Raw genomic sequence first — 20,350 nt, forward strand, 5'->3', positions numbered from 1 at the left:
TCTCCCTTAATCAAAATACTTCTCTAAAGCTTCCACAATAAGACGGGCAGTCTTCTTTTTGAACCAATTACCCTGCATTAACGTTTCTTCGTCGGGATTGCTGATAAAACACATCTCTACTAAAACTGCTGGCATACTGCAACGCTTGGTAACGTAGAAATTAGCTTGGCGCACGCCCAAATTATTTACGCCAAAATTATCGGCTAACTGTTTTTGAATAGCTTGTGCCAACTGCAAATCGTAATTGGTTTTGGGATAATAGTATGTGGAAAAACCACCAATGCTTTTGTTGACAGAAGAATTAATATGCAAGCTTACAAAGGCATCAGAATTATATTTTTCTGCCACATTGACACGTGCCTGCAGTTCTGCCCTATCGCTGGCATAAGGACCATAAACATCCCTATCATCAGTGCGGGTCATATGGACTTTGGCACCTTTTTTCTCCAGCAGTTCCTGTACTTGCTTAGAAATCGCCAAGGTAATATCTTTTTCCTTGGTTCCCTTAGCACCTACAGCACCAGGGTCGCTACCGCCATGACCGGGGTCAATGGTGATCACCTTGCCTTCCAAACCGCCATTAGTACGATACTTGCCAGTAGCTTTGATTACTGTCAACCCATCTTCTGTAGTTGTAGCAGATTTTTCCGTGCTTGCCTTCTGCTCTTGGGAATACTTTTCAGTTCTTCTCTTTTTCTTATGCTTAGACTTCTTTGTAGTGGTCTTTACTTCCTGCTTCTGTTCCTCTACCTTCTTTTTTTCCACAGTTTTAACTACCTTAGGCTCCGCAGGTGTTTTCACAGCAGGCGTAGTTTTAGTGACGGTCTGCTTGGTAGCAGTAGAACTACGTACAGGTCTATTGCCCACTACAGGCCTATTGCTGACTACAGGAGCAGATACTGCAGATTTAGACACTGCCGCTGTACCCGCAGTAGTTGTGCCGGATTTAACAGGAACAATGGTTTTATCTGCAGTCAAATCCAATACTACCCGGAAGGGTCTTCCTGTCTGGGGATCCTTCTTCAAGACAAAGGCTTTGTAGTCACTAGACTTTAAAGTTTTCTTTAAAGGCACGTGTACTTCCGTAGCACTGCCTGCGCTCACAACGCGCATATGGTCTGCCAAGGAGCTTTTGATAGCCTTTCTGCCCACAGCTTGACCTGCAGCCTTGGCATTTACTGTCAATTTCAAATTATTACCATCCAGTTGAACTGCGTAACCTGCTGTATCCGTAACATCGACTACCAAGCGGAGTACATTGTTTTTATCAACACCCCATTTTACGTCCGTTACTTGGGCAGCTTGGGCAACTGCAGTCCACACCAGCCCTAGCAGTAAAAACGCTAGGATAACTATCTTACGCAAGAACTTCACCTCGTCAGTATTTAAACTGAATGCATAATCATAATATTTTATTATATCATTACCCAAGCTTCCTTGCAAACAGGTTGCAATGCTTGCTCTCTAGTCAACGCCCGTGCTTCCTGCAGTTTGGTTGCTATTTCCCCAGCAGCAAGGCCAACTTCTGTACCACCTGCCAAACCATGGAGATAAACGCCGCAAATAGCAGCTTCCTGCACGCTGATGCCCTGTGCTGCTAAGCCTGCAATAACACCCGTCAAAACATCGCCACTGCCACCTGTTGCCAAGGCATTGGTTCCCGTACTGTTAACGTAGACGCTGCCGTCAGGACAGCCAATCACCGTCGGAGCACCCTTTAAGACAACTACAGCCTGCCACTCTTGAGCATATTTACGGACAACTTCAATTCTATCCCTATCAATTTCTTCTACAGTAAGACCTGTCAAACGTGCCATTTCTCCTGGATGGGGCGTCAATACCTTCGGCACTTGGATTTTCGCTAATTCCTCAGTATGGTCCTTAAAGGCAGTAAGTGCATCTGCATCAATTACCGCAGGAACAGCTACCTGTGCCAAAATGTCGCGTACAGTCTGCATAGTGCTGTCGGACACGCCCAAGCCTGGACCGATGGCAAGCACGTCGGCATCCGCCGCACGTTTCACCACATCATTGGCAGCAGCGCCGCCCAGAACACCTGGCATACGCTCCAAAAGGCCATGCACCATAACCTCCGTCAGCTTTACAGCCAATACTTCGCGACTGCTCAAAGGTGTCAGCAAGGATACAAGTCCCGCCCCAGCTTTCACAGCGGCATTACTGCATAGAGCTGCAGCGCCAACGTAACCGGGACTGCCTGCACACACTACAACTCTGCCTGCATCCCCTTTATGAGCATTGGCCTCGCGGACAGGCATCAGCTTTTGTACAATTTCTGCTGTAGTACGATAGGTGTGGCTGGGGTATTCGTCCAACAACTTAGCAGGCATACCTATCTGCACCACACAAGTCACGCCTGCCAGCTTACGTCCCGGGTACAGCAAAAGACCAGTTTTCGGCAACGCCATGGTCACAGTCAAGTCTGCCTGTACCGCATCTTCGTCCGCAGCACCGTCAGTAGCGTTGACCCCGCTAGGAATATCAACGGACACAACTGTTGCTGCCAACTCGTTGAGCATACGGCAAACGCGGCGTGCTTCGGGACGCAGTTCACCCTTAAAGCCAGTGCCTAAAACGGCATCCACAACTACAGTAGCACGCTCCACTGCCAGTTCCGCAGCCAAATAGTCTTCCTCACTTTGAAGAAGAGCTACCCTGCCACCGTCATTTTTATACAGCAAAAGTTCTACAGCAGCATCGCCACTGATTTTTTCTTCGTCGATACCTACGAGGAAGGCCTTTGTTTCTACACCGTAGTTCTGCAGCCAGCGGGCAGCACCGAAACCATCGCCACCGTTATTTCCGCCACCGCAAAACACTACAGCCTTATCGCCAACGGCTAACTCCAAATCCTGCATCATTACATCGGCTACCTGCTTAGCAGCTGTGTCCATCAGTAAAAGTCCAGGTACACCGTATTTTCCCATAGCTTCTTTGTCTATTTCCTGCATTTGTTGACCATTTACAAGCTTCATTATTCTGCCTCCATTGCTACGTAGGCCATAGCCAGATTACGACCATGGCTCATGCTTAAACAAATATTAGTAACGCCCAGGGATTTTGCCAGTGCAGCATGATGACCGCTTAGCTCCACATGTGGCTTACCCAAAGCATCGCTAGATACAACAATTTCCGTCATGGCACCGCCACGCAGACCTGTGCCTAAAGCCTTCAGTACAGCTTCTTTAGCAGCAAAGCGGGCAGCGTAGCTAGCCGCAGCCTGTTTGCCCCTGCTTTCGCAGTAAGCAATTTCACTGGGAGCAAAAACACGTAGCTTGAAAAGCTCGCGCCCTATTGCTTTAGCAACTCTTTCAATCTCTATTACATCACAGCCTACGCCTACCAGCATCTACTTCATCCCTTCATCCTATTATTTGCAATTCAGTGATAACTATGTATTATTCTTGCAAGGAAAGTAAAAATCCTTTTTATTCTTCTATTTTTCACAGAAAAGTAAAAAAGACTGTGCAGATAGTTCCCATGTAATAAAAAATATTACAAACCACTTTTCTTAAGTACGCTTGCGTTCCTGTACTAACAATGAAGAGCCGTACCTAAAAAAACTGTTAACACACCTCAAGTATATATTTATGTATGAGATGTTTACGGATAATGTATCACCATATAACATAATAACTTTTTAATAAAACACCCTATTGTCTGACACTATGTGGTTTCTATACCTTTAGACATACAAAAAAGAGGATGACTTACGTCATCCTCTTAAAACCACACTGTCAGAGCAGTAACCACACAATTTAAGCTGTAGCCATATTATCTAATAAGGAATATCACCCGAAGACCTATGTCAACGTAATTTATTCCAACTGTACTTTTCTCAATAGCACTTCTTACTCTACTGCTTTTGCCGCCATGGCTGCATGTCTTCTTTGTTGCGCTTCAACCTTAGCGTTTTTTTCTGCTTCAAATTTAGCTTGTTCTGCAAGCTCTTGTTTTTTAACGGCCTCGCGAGCTTTGTATTCTGCGCTTCTTCTGCCAAAGCGGAAAGTAGCACCCACATTACCTGCTTTTTCGCTACCGCAGACAGACATGCCAAAGCTCAGAACTATATCTCTATTAGGATGATGGAACACTCCTGCAGCGTAAGCTGTTTCGCCACTATAAGAACCTGCTGCCACAGCAAATTCGGTCGGTGCTTCCGGATCATAGCTCAGCGGATGCAAGCCAGCCATAGCAACAGCCAGTGCGCCTACCTTGTCTACACGACCATCCAACTTATCAATTTTAGAACCTAAGCCATCAATACGCTCATTTATAGCATTATCAGCCTCTACACGTTCAGTTCTTTCCTTTTCCACATCAGATGCGCTAGCAACATTATCTATTGTAACTTTCCCTGCAACTTCACCGCTAGTATCTTTAATATCCATTTCAACTTTATTGTTTTGAACTGTATACTCGCCACTAGCTATGGATGCGCCTTTATCGCCTTTTTCACCTTTTTCGCCTTGGATACCCTGCTCACCTTGGTCGCCCTTTTCACCTTTTTCGCCTTGGATACCCTGCTCACCTTGGTCGCCCTTTTCACCTTTTTCGCCTTGGATACCCTGCTCACCTTGGTCGCCTTTTTCACCTTTTTCGCCTTGGATACCCTGCTCACCTTGGTCGCCTTTTTCGCCTTTTAATTTACCGCTTTTAATCAGGGTATCAAGTTCGTCTTCTGTAACCATATCCACAGAAATAGGATTACTTCCTTGCGTTGTTACAACACCATTAGTAGTTACTGTTAAAGTATCCGCATACACAGTTCCCCCTCACATTACATTTGTACTCATTGCAAGAATTGTAAGCACAACAGCTTTCTTTAAGTTTTTTTTGCCAATTAGTTTCATCATTGAGAAACACCCCTTTCATTATTTCTCTTTCCAACACTCATCATTCCTCTTAGAATGTACCGTTGGAAAGTATATTCCTACCATTTTAGTATTCTACATTAACTTTTCAAATCCTCTTTTTTTGAAAAAATTTACTACTGTTGCAAATCATTTTGTTTAGTCGCATCTAGTCCGTTTTTTGTAGTTTAAGAAAAGTTAATGTGTAGTGTGCCCACTCTATGCAGCTTATATAACATGACAAAGTCGTTACTACAATGTACTAACTTGATTTATTCTAAGGTTACTATTAAATTAGCAGAAGTAAACAATAACAGCTTTATGAAATTCAAATGATTCCTATACTTTTGAAGCATATAAAACGAGGATGACTTCCGCCATCCTCTTAAAGCTACACTGACTACACAAATTGACGCATAGTCATTTATACTTTATCCGCACAGTCTTCTATCAACTTTTACAGTCCCAATTGATTTAAAAAATTTAGGCTGTTCAGCTGTTTATCCGTTTGGAAGAAGATAAAGGTGTATAGCATATGCTCCACCTCCATCAGCTCGCCCCCACGGACAGCAAAGGGAGCAGGATTATCATAATCAAGAGTAGCTAGCCACTGCCACAATGCCAATGCTCCGGAAGAACAGCTTTGCAAAGGCTCCTCTGCTATCGTGCGGCATTTGTCGCACACGTACCCGCCCTGGGCAGGACTGAACCACCCTTGAGCTGTACCTGTTACTGCTTCCCCACAGCAGGTACAATGGTCAAAATTGGGAGCAAAACCTGCCAAGCCCAAAAGCTTAATAGCAAAGGACAATGTTACCAAGCGGGGATTGCGCTTTACCAAAGTTGCCAAGGAAGCGACCAGCAAATCGTACAACTCAGGCTGCGGCTCCCTATCCTCCGTCAGCACTGCCACCAGCTCCGCCATCACCGCTCCGTAGGCCATTTGGCGTACATCCATGCCTTGAGGCATCCACACCAGCTCGCAACTGCGCAGCTTGTCAATCTTCTGCCCCTGCTGCACCTCGATGTTCAAACAGGCAAAAGGTTGCAACAGCCTCCCCTGCACATTCTTTACATAACGGGCACCGTAGGCAATAAAGCGCAGTTTACCGTTATTCTTAGTAAAGCAGACCGCATACTTATCTGCGGTCTGCCAATTTTTTACATGAAGCACCAAGGCTTCGTCCTGCAGGCACTCTCTGCGATTTTCACTCATCTTCTTCCACCTTCACGGCAGCGTTTTTAGGCAAAGGCACCGCCTGCAAGCGCAAAACGCGGAAGCCTTCCGTCTGCAATACTTTAAAGCTGTAAGTGCCAAGGGTAATAGAATCACCCACTTCCGGCCTGCGTCCTAAAAGTCCGAAGACGTAGCCACCAATGGTATCTTCTTTCGGATCATCAAACTTCACGCCTAAAATTTCCGCAATATCATCTAAGAGCACCATGCCGTCAAATTCGTAAACGCCATTAGGCAGCGCCACCACATCTTCCGGCTCTTGAGCCTCATGTTCGTCTTGGATTTCGCCCACAATTTCTTCTACCAAATCTTCCATGGTGATCAAGCCTGCCGTGCCGCCGTACTCATCCGCCACCAGTACCATCTGCTCATGTCGTTGCTGCAGCAAGGGCAGCGCTTTAGAAATCGGCATAGCCTCAGGAATAACCACAATGGGATGCATCAGCTTGCGCAAATCTGCAGAAGCAGGATCAATGCCCACCAAATCGCGGACATGGATAGTACCAAGAACGTGGTCCTTATCTTCTTCGCAAAGAGGATAGCGCGTATGACGGCTGTGGCGTACTTTTTCCAGGTTTTCTGCCACCGTATCTTCCACATACAGGCACACCATATCCTGCCTGGGCACCATTACTTCACGCGCCACTCTATCGGCAAAATCAAAAACATTATCAATCATACTGCTTTCAATATGGTCAATCTGTCCTTCCTGCTCACTGGCGCTGACAATACGGCGCAGCTCATCTTCGCTGCGCGCCATATCTTCTGCAGGCTTGGCAATATGCAATAGTTTTTGTACCGCTTGGGAAGCTCTGCTGGACACCCAGTTTAACGGATAGAGCAGATAATGGAAGAAGATAACAGGGTAAAGGGTATTCATAGCAGCCTTTTCCACATTGCTTGCCGCCATAGCGCGAGGCACCAATTCGCCAATCACCACATGAAGCAGCACTACCAAAAGAATGCTGCAAGCCCAAGCCAGCACCATGTCCATTTCTGCAGCATCGTGGAGCAAAAGAGCGAAGAAACGCCCACCCAAAATGCCCAAGAGTACCGTGGAAGCAGTAACGCCCAGTTGAATGGCGCTTAAATACGTATCCTGCTTCGTTAGGGCACGCAAAACTAGGGAAGCACTGCCGGAACCATTGGTAGCCAGTTCCTCCAGTTTGCTCTTACGTGCGCGCAACAAACCATATTCTGCAACTACAAAGAAACCATTTAAGAATACCATCAGCAATATTAAAACAAATTGTAGTATACTGCTAATAGCAGGATCGCCGTCGATAAGTCATCACTCCTTATTTATAACCAAACTGCTTCAAAGATTTATCCTGATTGCGCCAGTCAGGTTTGACCTTGACCCACAAATCCAGATAGACCTTGCAGTACAACAGCTTTTCTAAATCAGCACGCGCCTGTTGGCCAATCTTTTTCAGCAGACTGCCCTTAGCACCGATGACGATGCCTTTTTGGGACTCGCGCTCCACAAAGATGGTAGCACGGATATAGATATTTTCTTCATCACGTTCTTTAAATTCTTCTACCTCTACAGCAATAGAGTGAGGTACTTCATCACGGGTCAGGCGCAGCACCTTCTCGCGAATCATTTCCGCCGCAATTACGCGCTCCGGTTGGTCCGTAATCATATCATCAGGGAAATAAGCAGGACCTTCCGGCAAATGCTTGGTAATTTCGTCTACCAGACCGGGGAACTCTTTATCCTGCAAGGCAGAAACGGGGACTACTGCGGCAAAATTGTACAGCTTAGTGTAGCCTTCAATAATTTTGAACAGCTTGGACTTATCCTGCAGCTTATCAATTTTATTTGCCACAAGAATCACCGGTGTCTTCACTTTTTTCAGCAGTTCCAAAATATAATCTTCTCCGGCACCACGTTTTTCGTTAACGTCCACAATAAAGAGGACTACGTCCACTTCCTGCAAGGTGCTTTCTGCAGTACGCACCATGTATTCCCCCAATTTATGCTGGGGTTTATGAATACCGGGCGTATCCAAAAACATAATCTGCGCATTATCGGTGTTCATAATACACATAATTTTATTTCGGGTAGTTTGGGGACGGTCGGACATAATCGCAATTTTTTCGCCAATAAGGCTGTTGGTCAAGGTGGATTTGCCCACGTTGGGACGACCCACCATAGCCACAAAGCCTGCATGATGTTTAGTTTCTTGAATCATCGTATCTCCTTTATTTACAAAGCAAAACCATAGGGCAGCAAATCAGCCAAAGTGCAGATTTTTAAATCACCTTTTAGGTTACCTAAAATTATCTCGTTAATGTTAAATTCGCTCATCACCTGTCGGCAGGCACCGCAGGGAGAAACAGGTGCGGAGGTGTCTGCCACTACGCACAACGCCGTAAGCTGGCGTTCACCTGCACCTACGGCAGCAAAAATAGCGTTCCGCTCACCGCAGCAGCACAGTCCATATGAAGCGTTTTCAATATTGCAGCCTCCATAGATTTTGCCTACAGCCGTGCGCACTGCTGCTCCCACAGCAAAATGAGAATAGGGGGAATAGGAATTTTCTCTGGCTGCTACTGCAGCATGGTACAGCTCCTGTACTGCCAAAGAAGCAGCTTCTATACGTAAATCCTGCATTTGCGGCACCTCCATTAGCAATTAATGCTCACCTACAGGGTGGTCAAAATATTCTTCCGAAAGATTGATAGCGCGCAACGCTTCTTCTTCCTTAGCGCGCATTTCTGCCTTTTCTGCTTCCGTCATGTGGTCGTAGCCAAGCAGGTGGAACATACCGTGCACTGCCAAATAAGTCATTTCCCGCTCCAGTCCGTGACCATATTCCTCCGCCTGACGCAACGCAGTTTCTGCTGAGATTATAATATCGCCATAAAGATGTTCTTCCGGTCCGCCAATCAACTCCGGTTCATCGTCATCGTCGCCTTCTTCGTCCAAAGCAAAGCTCAACACATCCGTAGGCTTATCCATTCCGCGGTAGTCGCGGTTGAGAGCGTGAATTTCTTCGTCATCCACAATGGTAACATCCACCTCTGCATCCTCTTCCAGTCCGTTCAGACGCGCTACTGCCTCCAAGCCTTCCTGCAGTCGTGCCAACACTTGTTCCGCCAAGTCGATTTTTTCTTGATCATTTTCTAAATTAATAATCATTTTTCCTTCTGCTCTTTCCGTTTCTCAAATGCATCATAAGCTTTAATAATGCTGCCTACGATTTCATGACGTACTACATCATGATCATTAAATTTAATCACGCCAATGCCAGGTACATTGCCAAGGATTTTCGCTGCATCCTTTAGACCACTGTTTTTGCCACCGGGCAAATCGATTTGGGTAATATCGCCGGTAATGACCATTTTGCTGCCAAAGCCAAAACGTGTCAAGAACATCTTCATCTGCTCCGGTGTAGTGTTCTGGGCTTCGTCCAAAATAATAAAAGCATCGTTTAAGGTGCGGCCGCGCATATATGCCAAAGGCGCTACTTCAATAGTACCTTTCGTAAGATATTTTTGGAAGGTTTCAGAGCCTAACATATCGTACAAACCATCATATAGGGGACGCAGATAAGGATCAACCTTGTCCTGCATATCACCGGGCAGGAAACCAAGCTTTTCGCCTGCTTCTACTGCAGGACGGGTGAGGATGATACGCTCCACTTCCTTCTTCTTCAGAGCAGCAACAGCCAGTGCCACCGCCAAATAGGTTTTGCCCGTGCCTGCTGGCCCAATACCAAGTGTGATGTAGCTTTTGCGGATAGTGTCAACATAATGCCACTGTCCCAAGGTTTTTGCCTTCACCTGACGCCCACGGTTATTCACAATAATAGTATCTGCATACATACGGTGCAGACTGTCCAAGCGACCTTCTTTCACCATGAAGATGCTGTAGCGTACATCATGGGAAGTCAATGGCAGTCCTTGACGGTAGAGGAAAAGCAGCTCCTCTAAAAGCTGTTGCAATTGCAAAGCCTCTGCTTCCTCACCATTGATGGTAATGGTATTGCCACGTGCTACCAGCCTGCAGGAGAAGGAGTCCCGCACAATGCGCAAAAACTCGTCATTCCTACCGCAAATCCCCACCATTTCCTGTTGGTCCATCGTCTGCAATTCAATGTTCGTAGCCAAAAAAGAACCTCCTGTACGTATTATCTGTTTTCAATAGTTACCTTTTTAATTACTACGGGCACAACAGGTCTATCCATAGGACCGGTTTGTACCTTGCCAATTTTATAAACTACATCCATACCCTTGGTTACTTTGCCAAAAACAGCGTGCTTGCCATCAAGCCAGCTACATTCACGCAGGGTGATGAAGAACTGGCTGCCACCGGTGTTGGGCCCTGCATTCGCCATGGACAGGATGCCGGGACCGCTGTGCAGCAGCTTGCTACTGAATTCATCAGGAATTTTGTAACCGGGACCGCCTGTACCGTCGCCTTTGGGGCAACCGCCTTGAATCATAAAATTATCAATTACACGGTGGAAGGTCAGCCCATCATAGAAGCCGGACTTAGCCAGCTTAATGAAATTGGCGCTGGTTTTCGGTGCATAATCCGTTGCCAATTTAATCTCAAAATCGCCCATGCTGGTAACAAAGACTGCGGTAGCAGGCTCTGCCTTAACAGGCTGCTCCTTTTCTTGACCGCAGGCAGTCAGCCCCATAACACACAATAGGAGCATACATATTAAAAGAATTTTTCTCATATTTGAAACCTCCAAAAGCATAAACTACTTCAATTTATATTATACCTTCTAGCAGTAGTGAATTCAATAATTTTTCAGCGTGTCAGCCAGTCTGCAATGATGGCTCCAGCTTTCTCACTGTAGTCCGTAAAGCTATGGTCGCCATTGGGGAACAGGTGCAACTCCCCTGCCTTACCTAAAATTTCTGCATTACGCTTAGCCTGCTGCACCAATACTACGGAATCACCTTCGCAGTGAAGCAATAGCACCGGTCGTTCGTCCCACCCTTGCAGGATAGAGCTTAAATCGTACTTGTCAAAATCTGTAAGAAAATCTGGAGTCAGCACACACTCGCCGCGTTCATCCGTAAAATGCAGTGTTTCGCCTTGATCAAGACGTGCGTAATCAGCCTCGCCCATAACATAGCGAAAAGTAAAACGCAAATCGTTAGGCGCAGCCCACAGCACCAGTTTAGCAATTTCCTTATCCAAGCCTGCAGTAACGATGGATGCCGCACCGCCCAAACTACGCCCCATGAGGAAAACAGTGCAACCTGGTACAAGACGGCGTACCTGGCTAATCACCGCCTGCAGCTCTGCCACCTGCAGCGATAAAACACGCGTCCCTGTAAAATTAAAGCGGACTACACTACAGCAAGCAGCGCACTGCTTAGCCACCAATGGCGCTCTGCCGCCGCCTTCGCGGCTACCACGAAAGCCATGGGCCATAACAAGAACATTTTTATTATCACTGCGATTTTTCTCTACTACACACTCAATAGGCCCCAAAGGACCCTGCACAACAAAATCATCCATACCCGCACCTCCTCTGTACTTCTAACTAAATTATATCACATAATAAAAAGAAGCTGGAACAAAACAAGCCATTGCTACCACCTTCCTAGACGAATCATTGCGATTTTAGCTCATAAGTGCTTAGAATCACCGAAGTGAAGCGTACCCTAGAGAATCTTGTTTTGCGAACAAGATTGGCCGCGAATCTTCGTTGTGATTCTGCACGAAATGAGCGTTAAGAAATCGCACGTGAGTCGGAAGGTGGTAACAATGGCTACATAAATCCAACCTCTATATATTTACAAATTCTTTTCTTTAAACGGGCACTCCGCCAGCAGCACACATTCTGCACACAAAGGCTTGCGCGCCTTGCAGATTTTGCGTCCATGCCAAATAAACCAGTGGTGGGCAGCGCTCCACTTTTCCATAGGAATAATCTTCTGCAGTTCCTTTTCCGTAGCCAAAGGATCCGCACCCTTAGCGAGCCCAAGACGATGGGACACACGGAACACATGAGTATCCACCGCAATGGCAGGCACATTGTAGATAATGCTTGCCACCACATTGGCCGTCTTCTGCCCTACGCCAGGCAGTTCCATCAAGGTTTTAATATCGCTGGGAATAGTGCTGTTAAACTTTTCCACCAACATGTGGCAAGCGCCCAGCAAATTCTTCGCTTTAGCGTGGTACAAACCGCAGTCACGGATTTCCGCCTCCATCTGCTCCTGAGTCAGCGCCCCCATTTTTTCCGGCGTATTTAAACGTGGAAAAATACGGGAAGTAATTACATTTACCCGTTCATCAGTACATTGTGCAGAAAGGATTACTGCCACCAATAATTCAAAGGGAGAATTATAATTCAACGCTGTTTTAGTATCCTTATAGGTTGCCTCTAAAATATTGAGAATTGCTTCCCTTTTTGCTTTGCGCATCAATTGGTCAGACTCCTTACAGGCGCAGGAATACGACCACCGCGGGAAATAAATTTCTCGGCGCTGAATTTATTCACAGCAATAATAGGTGCATAGCCCAAAAGACCGCCAAACTCTACGTTTTCGCCTACGCCCTTGCCGGGAACAGGGATCAAACGTACAGCAGTGGTTTTGTTATTAATCATGCCAATAGCAGCCTCGTCCGCAATAATAGCAGAAATAGTATCGGCAGTGGTATCACCGGGAATAGCAATCATGTCCAAACCTACGGAGCAAACGCAGGTCATAGCTTCTAATTTTTCCAAAGTGAGAGAGCCACGTTCTACAGCAGCAATCATGCCTGCGTCCTCGCTGACGGGGATAAAGGCACCGCTTAAACCGCCAACATAGCTGGATGCCATCAAGCCGCCTTTTTTTACAGCATCATTGAGCATCGCCAAGGCAGCAGTAGTGCCGGGACCGCCGCAGCTTTCCAGGCCGATTTCTTCCAAAATGTGGGCAACGGAGTCACCAATAGCAGGCGTAGGCGCCAAAGACAAGTCGATAATACCAAATTGTGTATTCAAGCGACGGGCAGCCTCTTGAGCAACCAATTGACCTACACGGGTAATCTTGAAAGCGGTCTTTTTAATGGTCTCCGCAACCATACCAATGTCGCCGTCTTTAACCTGCTCCAATGCGTACTTAACAACACCGGGGCCGCTGACGCCTACATTAATAACGGTTTCCGGTTCCGTAACGCCCAAAAAAGCACCTGCCATAAAGGGGTTATCAGGCACAGCGTTGCAGAACACTACTAATTTAGCGCAGCCAAGAGCATCACGATCAGCAGTACGATCAGCAGTAGCCTTGACTATTTGACCCATTTGGCGGACAGCGTCCATATTAATGCCGCATTTAGTGGAGCCTACGCTGACGGAAGAACAAACAATATCCGTCACAGCCAAGGCTTCCGGAATAGAAGCGATCAAATTGCGGTCGCCCTTAGTATAACCCTTGTCCACAAGAGCGGAAAAACCGCCAATAAAGTTAACGCCTACTTGCTTACCTGCTTTATCCAAAGCTTGTGCCAAAGGTACATAGTCGTTCGCATCACAGCTTTCACCCACCATAGAAATGGGGGTAACGCTGATACGCTTGTTGATAATGGGCACGCCCAGTTCAACTTCGATATCTTCACCGGTTTTTACTAGATGCTCGGCTTTAGTACAAATTTTATCGTAAATTTTTTGCGCAGTTACCTTAATGTCGGGGTGGCAGCAATCACGTAGGCTGATACCCATAGTGATTGTACGCACATCCAGCTTGTTCTGGGTGATCATGCGCGTTGTTTCCATTATATCCTGAGTATTGAACAGCATGGCGCCCTCCTATATACGATGCATAGCGGTAAAAATTTCCTCGCTTTGCAAACGGATTTCTACACCAATTTCCTCGCCCAGTGCAGTCATTCTGTCACGGGCAGCAGCTAAAGATACGTTAGCACCTGCCATATCTGCAATCAGAACCATATTAAAGAAACCTTGCATAATATTTTGGTTGATATTGATGATATTGATATTCATATCTGCCAACGCGTTGGCCACCTTAGCAGTAATACCCACCTTATCCTTACCTACAATTGTTAAAACGACTTGCATCGTATTTAAACCCCCTTACTTTACAAAAAATAAAAGCACTACCTACGTAGTGCTTTCATTTTATCACAATTTTTACTTTCTGTCTTGTATACATACAGCGTTTTTGGGGAACTTGATAATGAACTCCGTACCCTTGCCCATGGTGCTCACCACGCGGATGCTGCCATGGTGGAAGAGTACACCGTGCTTAACAATGGACAAGCCCAAGCCCGTACCATCAATGGCCTTATGACGACTGCGGTCCACACGGTAGAAACGCTCAAAAATATGGGGCAGTTCTTCCGTAGGAATGCCCATACCTGTATCCACCACATTCACGCACAGCTTGCTCTCCGTTTCGCTCAAGCGCAAAGTGACACTGCCGCCTGCGTGATTGTACTTGATGCCATTATCCAAAAGATTGAAGAACACTTCTTCCATGAGCGAAGCAATGCCCAGTACGTGGGACTCCGGTTGCAGGGTATCCTCCAACTGCAGCAGCACCTTAGCTTTGCCGGCCTTGTCCTGCAAACGGCGCATGGCACTTTCTGCCACCTTGGTCAAAGAGAACTCCTCCATCATGTCATGGTTCAGTTCGTCCAATTTAGACAGTTTAATAACGTCATCAATAAGCCGCAGCAGATTTTGTGCTTCATCATAAATTTTCTGTAAGAAGCGCTTGGTGTCCTCCGGTCGCACTAAACCGCTCAGCATAATTTCCGAATAGCCCAGTACGGACTGCAGCGGTGTCTTGAGTTCGTGAGAAACATTGGCAGAAAACTCCCGGCGCAGTTTTTCGGAAGCAGTACGCTCCGTTACGTCCATAATCAGCAGTACAAAGCCTTTATCCGCAATACGGCTGGCATTAAACTGGAAGTAAGTGGAGCCTTTGTTGATAACAAGATAACCTTTATCCAATACTTCCATATCCTGCAATAAAGGACGCAAGTCCTCGCCTGCTTCCAAGTCCAGAATATTTTTACCCAAAAGCTCCTGCTTGTCCTTACCATAGAACTTAATCGCGCTTTTGTTAATGGACTGTACATTCCAAGCAGTATCTAAAAACAGCATGCCCTCGTTCATATTATTGGTAACAGCCTTCAGTTCCTGCTTTTTATTCTTGTAGCGGCGCATTTCCTTGTTCAGCTTATCCTGTTGGGTAGCAAAACGCTCTACAATAGGCTCCAATTCAGGATAGACGCTCTTTTGGGGCACAGGATTTTCCAAATCCAGTTTTTCCAACGGCTCCAGCACCCTGCGGGTAATGCTGCGGGCTGCTATAAACGCACCACCGAGAATCAAAACTAAGATGAAAAAGAAGTAGCCTAAAAGCAGATTAGCCTGTTGGAACACCACTTCGTTAGTACGCGCCAAGCGCAAGATATTGCCATCGGGCAGTTCCAAAGCGTAGTAAATAATATTTTTGCCCAAAGTCTGGGAAGGACGGGAAGCATAGCCTTCCCCATGCTCCATAGCCTGCTTAATCTCCGGACGTTCCATGTGGTTTTCCATTTCTTTGGCGTTCATGTAGTTATCAAAGAGCACCTTGCCCGTAGGGTCAAGCATGGTAACACGGTCCGTCAGCTGCACCCGTCGCAACTGCTTCACTGTAACCCGTCCGTCTTCGTCGGACTCTAGGAGTAAATTTGCCTCCCGCTGCAGACTGTTATAGCTATCCGTAGTAATGTAGTGATACGCCAACCAAGCGAACATCCCCACTACTAAAGCAACGCTGGTAACTGTCAACAGCAGCAGACTGCGGAACAATTTCTGTTTCATTTTACAGCAGCCATTCTGTAGCCCACGCCTCTGATAGTCTCAATCAGATCACCTGCTGTGCCCAGCTTTTGGCGCAGAGTACGGATATGCACATCCACCGTACGGGTTTCACCGGTGAACTCATAGCCCCAAATATCGTTAAGCAGCTTGTCACGGGAAAAAACAATTCCCGGATGCAGCAGGAACTTTTTCAGCAACTCATATTCCTTAAAAGTCAGCACTACTTCCTCGCCATCCACACTGACCTTGTGCTCCAAAGGATTTACTTCTAAATTTTCTACCTTGATTACTTCGTTATCCACGGAAGCATTGCCGCTAGTAGCGCAGCGGCGCAGCACAGCCTTAATCCTTGCCACCATTTCCAGCATACCAAAAGGTTTAGCGATGTAGTCATCAGCACCACTGTCCAAGCCCTTGACCTTGTCAAATTCCGTGCCTTTAGCAGTAGCCATAATCACAGGAATATTGGCATAACGCTTATCTGCACGCAGACGGCGCAGAACGCTGATACCATCCTCATCAGGCAGCATAATATCCAGCACAATCAACTGGGGCAGCTCTTTCTCCAACTCTGCAAAAAGCTCCTTGCCACTGCCACAACCCTTTGCCTCCATACCTACGGACTGCAACGTATATACCTCTAACTCACAAATATTCTGCTCATCCTCTACACAATAAATCATTTTTCTACCTCGCTTATTTCACAAACAACGAACACCACGTTAAATATTGTTCTCTATTAGCTATCTTACAATATTTTTCCTGTCTTTGCAGTAAAATTTACGTAAAAAAATAAAGCTGTGACACTATCAATGCTATCATATCCCCAAGCGAATCATTACGATTTTAGCTCACGAGTGCTTAGTATCACAGAAGTGAAGCGAACCAAACAGAAAATTCTACTACGAACAAGATTGGCCGCGAATCTTCGTTGTGATACTGCACGAAGCGAGCGTTAAGAAATCGCACGTGAGCGGGGATATGATAGCATGACGCATACGTCACAGCTTTAGCAATATTAAATTAAGCAATGCTTTACAGCACAGAAACTTCTTCTACTTCCTCAACACCGTTCTTCTTAGCGTAACCGGTCAGCATCAAAGTCAAGGCACCGTCGCCGGTAACATTGCAAGCAGTACCAAAGCTGTCTTGCAGTGCGAAGATAGTCAGCATCAAAGCAGTACCGGTAGCATCAAAGCCAAGTACGCTGGTAATCAAGCCCAAAGATGCCATTACCGTACCACCGGGAACACCGGGAGCACCAATGGCGAACACGCCCAAGAGCAGGCAGAACAGTACCATATTGCCCATGGTTGGCAGAGTGCCGTACAAAACTTGGGAAACTACCATAACGAAGAACACTTCCGTCAGTACGCTGCCGCACAGATGAATGTTAGCGAACAGAGGCACACCAAAGTTTACCAAGTCTTTACGCAGCACCTTAGACTTCAAAGCACCATTCAACGCTACAGCCAAGGTAGCAGCAGAGCTCATGGTACCAACTGCAGTCAGATATGCAGGACCATAATGTTTCAACACTTCCATGGGATTTGCACCGGCATAAGCACCTGCCAAAGAATACAGCAGCGCCAGCCAAATGTAATGGCCAACCATAACAATAGCAATTACCATCAGGAATACGGGGAATTGTTTAGTAATGGAGCCTTCGTACGCCAAACCGCAGAAAGTGCAGGCAATGAACAAAGGCAGAATGGTAATAATAATTTTAGTAACAATGGACAAAACCATCTTTTGGAATTCTTCCAAGCATTTGGTAATGGTCTCGGACTTAGTCCAAGCTGCAGCCAACCCAATCAGCACGGAGAAGACCAAAGCGCTCATTACGCTCATAATCGGCGCAATATTTAAATTAAAGAGCAGTTTCGGCAGTGCTTTCAAGCCATCTACCGCGGGAACGATGTTCAGAGAAGGAATAATGGCATAACCGGCAAAGGTGGAGAAGAATGCTGCACCAATGGAAGACAGATAAGCCAAAATTACTGCTACACGCAGCATAACGCTGGCGTGCTTGCCCAAACGGGTAATAGACGGAGCGATAAAGCCAATAATAATCAAAGGCACGCAGAACATAATCAGGCTGCCCATTAAGCTTTTGGCAGTCAAAACAACCTGCATCACGCTTTCGCCTACGTTGAGGCCCACACCAATGCCCAAAATTACGCCCAAGAGCAGACGCATAGGCAAACTACTTAAAATACTCATAAATAACTCTCCCTCGTTTCTTTTAAGCATACTCCCAAAATATGCCTAATACTATATTATTATAATAGCGTATACTATTTATTTTAGCAAGCGAAAGCTACAAATTTTCCCTAAAGGAGTAACTTCTTTACAAAAAGTTGTTAACTTTAGAGAAATTCAACTCAATAGGCTGCTTCCATAGCTTTGATACATTCATAGTAACGCTGGTTCACAGGCACATCCACCCCATGTTTAGCACCCAAGCGGATGATGGTTCCGGCAAATAGCTCTACTTCGGAAGGACGCTTTGCCAAGGCATCTTGGCGCATGGAAGGCAAGCCGTCGTAAGCTAGACCGCGAAGAACCTTTACAGCGCTTTCAAAATCAGCCTCTGTCAAATTTACGCCCTCTTTTTGGGCAACAGCAATTACTTCATGCATGGCATCAAACATATCCTCACGGGCTTTATCATTATCAAAAGCTCCGCCGTAGCCTGTAGCGTAAACCATGCAGGTTTGGTTGATGCCCACATTTAACAGCAGCTTTGCCCACAAAGCGTGTAAAATATCTGCCTCTACAGTATAGATAATCCCTGCTTTATCCAAAAAGGCAGTTACCGCGTCCAATGCCGGACGTTGTTTTTCCTCCACGCAACCGATTTTCAGCATTCCTGTATGCTCGTAGGTCAAGGTCGTTCCCTCGCGTACCGCATCCATGCCTAAAGCTACGCAATACAGTAAGTTGTCATCACCAAAGCGCTCTTTAATAAATTCTTCGCTGCTAATGCCATTAAGCACGGAAAAAATAATGGTTTGCGAACCAACTAATCCACGCATCTCTTGCAAAGCGGCCTCCAACCCGCTGAACTTAGTAGCCACAATTACCAAATCTACGGGCTGTGCTTCTTCCGCACTTTGCAGGTGGAAGTGCTGCTCCACGCCATTGATGATATAGACATCGTTTTGATGCCTGTTATAGCGTTCCGCATCCATAACGTAAACCACAGTATCATTACCACAGGCTTTAGTAATCATTTCGCCGTACATCAAGCCCAAAGCGCCCATGCCTACAATAGCAATCTTCTTTATTTCCATAGGTTATCACCTTCCTCAGCTTTTTCTTTATTATAAACTATTCACTAACGCTGGGCAAATAGAAAAAAGGTTGAGAATTATTCTAGAACTAGAAACAAAATTAATTACACCTATAAAATTCTTTTGCCTATTTCCCATATATGTTATAATATAGGTGAAAAGCAGCAGTAGTATTTATTCCCATTTGCGTTTACTGCCTGCTCTAAAAATCTAATATGTAGGAGCCAGCGCTGCCAAATATCACTAGCAGTAGTTGGGTGGTTCATCCGCAAAATTGCGGTGATTAAAGCTTTGTCCCAAGCGCCACTGTAATATTTACTCATCTCTAACGGATGGTACTATTGCACTGCCTACGCATAACTGTATATTGTCAATGGTATCATCCGAAATTTCCAAAGAAAGGATTGATGCTATTTGGCAAAGCAACACGTTGAAGAAAAAATTCAGTGGCATCCACCGTTCTGCAGTGCAACGGAATTGGAGTTTCGTGAGGATGCAGACATTTTGGAGTTTATCCCAGAACTTCCGCTGAGCAAAAAGCCTCTAAACGTCGACTTGTTTATTATCAAGAAAACAGATAATAGGGTGCTACAAAACGATATTGGCAAGCTCTTCCGTAAAGATAACATTTGCGAATATAAAGGGCCTGGGGACTATATCAGTATAGACGATTTTTACAAAGCTATTGCTTATGCCTGTCTCTACAAAAGTCTTGGCAAAGAAGTAGATGCACGCCCTGCGTCACAAATCACCGTCTCTCTGATACAAGAAACTCACCCTAAACTACTTTTTAAAACACTAATTTCTTACGGAGCCTCCATTAGTTCAACTTATCCCGGTATCTACTACATTAGAGGAAACTATCCATTCCCTATGCAGATGATAGTTACTAAAGAACTTGAAAAATTTAACCACAGTCCCCTACGAGTCTTAACCAAAAATGTAGATAAAGAAGATGTAAGGCAGCTTTTAAAAATAGCTAATCAATTAGTTACCCAGCGCGATAAAAACAATTTTAAATCAGTTGTGAACGCTAGCAGTTCTGCTAATGTTACTACTTACGACGACATCAAGAAGGAGGATGAGACTATGGCTGGAATTATAGAAATGGCTGAACGCAAAGGCTTCTTAGAAGGCGAGGCTCAT

20 protein-coding genes are annotated in these 20,350 nt (G+C 45.7%); 1 reads left to right on the plus strand and 19 read right to left on the minus strand.

The window, feature by feature from the left end; all coding sequences use genetic code 11:
- Positions 1 to 6: 6 nt before the first annotated feature.
- The 19 genes from ACJMM4_RS06020 to ACJMM4_RS06110 form a co-directional block, all read right to left on the minus strand.
- Positions 7 to 1,365, minus strand: a complete 1,359-nt coding sequence (locus ACJMM4_RS06020; protein WP_405383594.1) for an N-acetylmuramoyl-L-alanine amidase — start codon at positions 1,363 to 1,365, stop codon at positions 7 to 9.
- A gap of 50 nt (positions 1,366 to 1,415) precedes the next feature.
- Complete coding sequence (locus ACJMM4_RS06025; RefSeq protein ID WP_405383596.1) at positions 1,416 to 2,993, minus strand: NAD(P)H-hydrate dehydratase; 1,578 nt, start codon at positions 2,991 to 2,993, stop codon at positions 1,416 to 1,418.
- Positions 2,993 to 3,367 carry a holo-ACP synthase gene (gene acpS, locus ACJMM4_RS06030; protein WP_405383598.1) on the minus strand — a complete coding sequence of 125 codons (375 nt, stop codon included), beginning with the start codon at positions 3,365 to 3,367 and terminating at the stop codon, positions 2,993 to 2,995. Before acpS ends, ACJMM4_RS06025 begins: the two co-directional genes overlap by 1 nt.
- Before the next feature lie 502 nt (positions 3,368 to 3,869).
- Positions 3,870 to 4,784 (minus strand): YadA-like family protein, encoded by a 915-nt coding sequence (locus tag ACJMM4_RS06035; protein ID WP_405383599.1) that lies wholly within the window; start codon positions 4,782 to 4,784, stop codon positions 3,870 to 3,872.
- A gap of 544 nt (positions 4,785 to 5,328) precedes the next feature.
- Positions 5,329 to 6,087 carry a DNA repair protein RecO gene (gene recO / locus ACJMM4_RS06040; RefSeq protein ID WP_405383600.1) on the minus strand — a complete coding sequence of 253 codons (759 nt, stop codon included), beginning with the start codon at positions 6,085 to 6,087 and terminating at the stop codon, positions 5,329 to 5,331.
- Entirely contained in the window at positions 6,080 to 7,339 is a 1,260-nt protein-coding gene (locus ACJMM4_RS06045; RefSeq protein ID WP_405383601.1) for a hemolysin family protein, read from the minus strand. The genes recO and ACJMM4_RS06045 overlap by 8 nt, the downstream gene beginning before the upstream one ends.
- A 67-nt stretch (positions 7,340 to 7,406) precedes the next feature.
- A complete protein-coding gene (gene era, locus ACJMM4_RS06050; protein ID WP_405378635.1) occupies positions 7,407 to 8,306 on the minus strand; it encodes a GTPase Era in 900 nt (299 codons plus the stop codon).
- Between the two features lie 14 nt (positions 8,307 to 8,320).
- Positions 8,321 to 8,728, minus strand: coding sequence for a cytidine deaminase (locus tag ACJMM4_RS06055; RefSeq protein ID WP_405383603.1), 408 nt, complete (start codon positions 8,726 to 8,728; stop codon positions 8,321 to 8,323).
- Between the two features lie 21 nt (positions 8,729 to 8,749).
- Positions 8,750 to 9,256: an rRNA maturation RNase YbeY gene (ybeY, locus tag ACJMM4_RS06060; RefSeq protein ID WP_405378631.1), complete on the minus strand. Its 507-nt coding sequence runs from the start codon at positions 9,254 to 9,256 to the stop codon at positions 8,750 to 8,752.
- Positions 9,253 to 10,200 (minus strand): PhoH family protein, encoded by a 948-nt coding sequence (locus ACJMM4_RS06065; RefSeq protein ID WP_405383612.1) that lies wholly within the window; start codon positions 10,198 to 10,200, stop codon positions 9,253 to 9,255. Before ACJMM4_RS06065 ends, ybeY begins: the two co-directional genes overlap by 4 nt.
- A 47-nt stretch (positions 10,201 to 10,247) precedes the next feature.
- A complete protein-coding gene (locus tag ACJMM4_RS06070; protein ID WP_405378641.1) occupies positions 10,248 to 10,763 on the minus strand; it encodes a peptidylprolyl isomerase in 516 nt (171 codons plus the stop codon).
- Between the two features lie 116 nt (positions 10,764 to 10,879).
- Positions 10,880 to 11,599: an alpha/beta hydrolase family protein gene (locus tag ACJMM4_RS06075; protein WP_405383605.1), complete on the minus strand. Its 720-nt coding sequence runs from the start codon at positions 11,597 to 11,599 to the stop codon at positions 10,880 to 10,882.
- A gap of 278 nt (positions 11,600 to 11,877) precedes the next feature.
- Positions 11,878 to 12,510, minus strand: coding sequence for an endonuclease III (gene nth / locus ACJMM4_RS06080; RefSeq protein ID WP_405378627.1), 633 nt, complete (start codon positions 12,508 to 12,510; stop codon positions 11,878 to 11,880).
- On the minus strand, positions 12,510 to 13,871 hold the full coding sequence (locus ACJMM4_RS06085; RefSeq protein ID WP_405383607.1) for a PFL family protein: 1,362 nt from the start codon (positions 13,869 to 13,871) through the stop codon (positions 12,510 to 12,512). Before ACJMM4_RS06085 ends, nth begins: the two co-directional genes overlap by 1 nt.
- 9 nt (positions 13,872 to 13,880) lie before the next feature.
- On the minus strand, positions 13,881 to 14,150 hold the full coding sequence (locus ACJMM4_RS06090; RefSeq protein ID WP_405378623.1) for an ACT domain-containing protein: 270 nt from the start codon (positions 14,148 to 14,150) through the stop codon (positions 13,881 to 13,883).
- Between the two features lie 72 nt (positions 14,151 to 14,222).
- Positions 14,223 to 15,908 (minus strand): ATP-binding protein, encoded by a 1,686-nt coding sequence (locus tag ACJMM4_RS06095; RefSeq protein WP_405378621.1) that lies wholly within the window; start codon positions 15,906 to 15,908, stop codon positions 14,223 to 14,225.
- Positions 15,905 to 16,591: a winged helix-turn-helix domain-containing protein gene (locus ACJMM4_RS06100; protein WP_405378619.1), complete on the minus strand. Its 687-nt coding sequence runs from the start codon at positions 16,589 to 16,591 to the stop codon at positions 15,905 to 15,907. The genes ACJMM4_RS06095 and ACJMM4_RS06100 overlap by 4 nt, the downstream gene beginning before the upstream one ends.
- 352 nt (positions 16,592 to 16,943) lie before the next feature.
- Positions 16,944 to 18,131: a dicarboxylate/amino acid:cation symporter gene (locus tag ACJMM4_RS06105; protein WP_405378617.1), complete on the minus strand. Its 1,188-nt coding sequence runs from the start codon at positions 18,129 to 18,131 to the stop codon at positions 16,944 to 16,946.
- Positions 18,132 to 18,292: 161 nt separating this feature from the next.
- Positions 18,293 to 19,204, minus strand: a complete 912-nt coding sequence (locus tag ACJMM4_RS06110) for a ketopantoate reductase family protein (protein WP_405378615.1) — start codon at positions 19,202 to 19,204, stop codon at positions 18,293 to 18,295.
- Positions 19,205 to 19,618: 414 nt separating this feature from the next.
- Between ACJMM4_RS06110 and ACJMM4_RS06115 the strand changes: the two genes are divergently transcribed.
- On the plus strand, positions 19,619 to 20,350 hold a 732-nt coding region (locus tag ACJMM4_RS06115; protein ID WP_405383609.1), incomplete at its 3' end, for a hypothetical protein.

This window comes from Phascolarctobacterium sp. (genome assembly GCF_045124115.1).
Classification (GTDB): domain Bacteria; phylum Bacillota; class Negativicutes; order Acidaminococcales; family Acidaminococcaceae; genus Phascolarctobacterium_A.

Coding starts and splice junctions, on each gene's coding strand:
- ACJMM4_RS06025 (WP_405383596.1), bottom strand. CDS start 2,993: ATGAAGCTTGTAAATGGTCAACAAATGCAGGAAATAGACAAAGAAGCT.
- acpS (WP_405383598.1), bottom strand. CDS start 3,367: ATGCTGGTAGGCGTAGGCTGTGATGTAATAGAGATTGAAAGAGTTGCT.
- recO (WP_405383600.1), bottom strand. CDS start 6,087: ATGAGTGAAAATCGCAGAGAGTGCCTGCAGGACGAAGCCTTGGTGCTT.
- ACJMM4_RS06045 (WP_405383601.1), bottom strand. CDS start 7,339: ATGGTATTCTTAAATGGTTTCTTTGTAGTTGCAGAATATGGTTTGTTG.
- era (WP_405378635.1), bottom strand. CDS start 8,306: ATGATTCAAGAAACTAAACATCATGCAGGCTTTGTGGCTATGGTGGGT.
- ACJMM4_RS06055 (WP_405383603.1), bottom strand. CDS start 8,728: ATGCAGGATTTACGTATAGAAGCTGCTTCTTTGGCAGTACAGGAGCTG.
- ybeY (WP_405378631.1), bottom strand. CDS start 9,256: ATGATTATTAATTTAGAAAATGATCAAGAAAAAATCGACTTGGCGGAA.
- ACJMM4_RS06065 (WP_405383612.1), bottom strand. CDS start 10,200: ATGGACCAACAGGAAATGGTGGGGATTTGCGGTAGGAATGACGAGTTT.
- ACJMM4_RS06070 (WP_405378641.1), bottom strand. CDS start 10,763: ATGGGGCTGACTGCCTGCGGTCAAGAAAAGGAGCAGCCTGTTAAGGCA.
- ACJMM4_RS06075 (WP_405383605.1), bottom strand. CDS start 11,599: ATGGATGATTTTGTTGTGCAGGGTCCTTTGGGGCCTATTGAGTGTGTA.
- nth (WP_405378627.1), bottom strand. CDS start 12,510: ATGCGCAAAGCAAAAAGGGAAGCAATTCTCAATATTTTAGAGGCAACC.
- ACJMM4_RS06085 (WP_405383607.1), bottom strand. CDS start 13,871: ATGCTGTTCAATACTCAGGATATAATGGAAACAACGCGCATGATCACC.
- ACJMM4_RS06090 (WP_405378623.1), bottom strand. CDS start 14,150: ATGCAAGTCGTTTTAACAATTGTAGGTAAGGATAAGGTGGGTATTACT.
- ACJMM4_RS06095 (WP_405378621.1), bottom strand. CDS start 15,908: ATGAAACAGAAATTGTTCCGCAGTCTGCTGCTGTTGACAGTTACCAGC.
- ACJMM4_RS06100 (WP_405378619.1), bottom strand. CDS start 16,591: ATGATTTATTGTGTAGAGGATGAGCAGAATATTTGTGAGTTAGAGGTA.
- ACJMM4_RS06105 (WP_405378617.1), bottom strand. CDS start 18,131: ATGAGTATTTTAAGTAGTTTGCCTATGCGTCTGCTCTTGGGCGTAATT.
- ACJMM4_RS06110 (WP_405378615.1), bottom strand. CDS start 19,204: ATGGAAATAAAGAAGATTGCTATTGTAGGCATGGGCGCTTTGGGCTTG.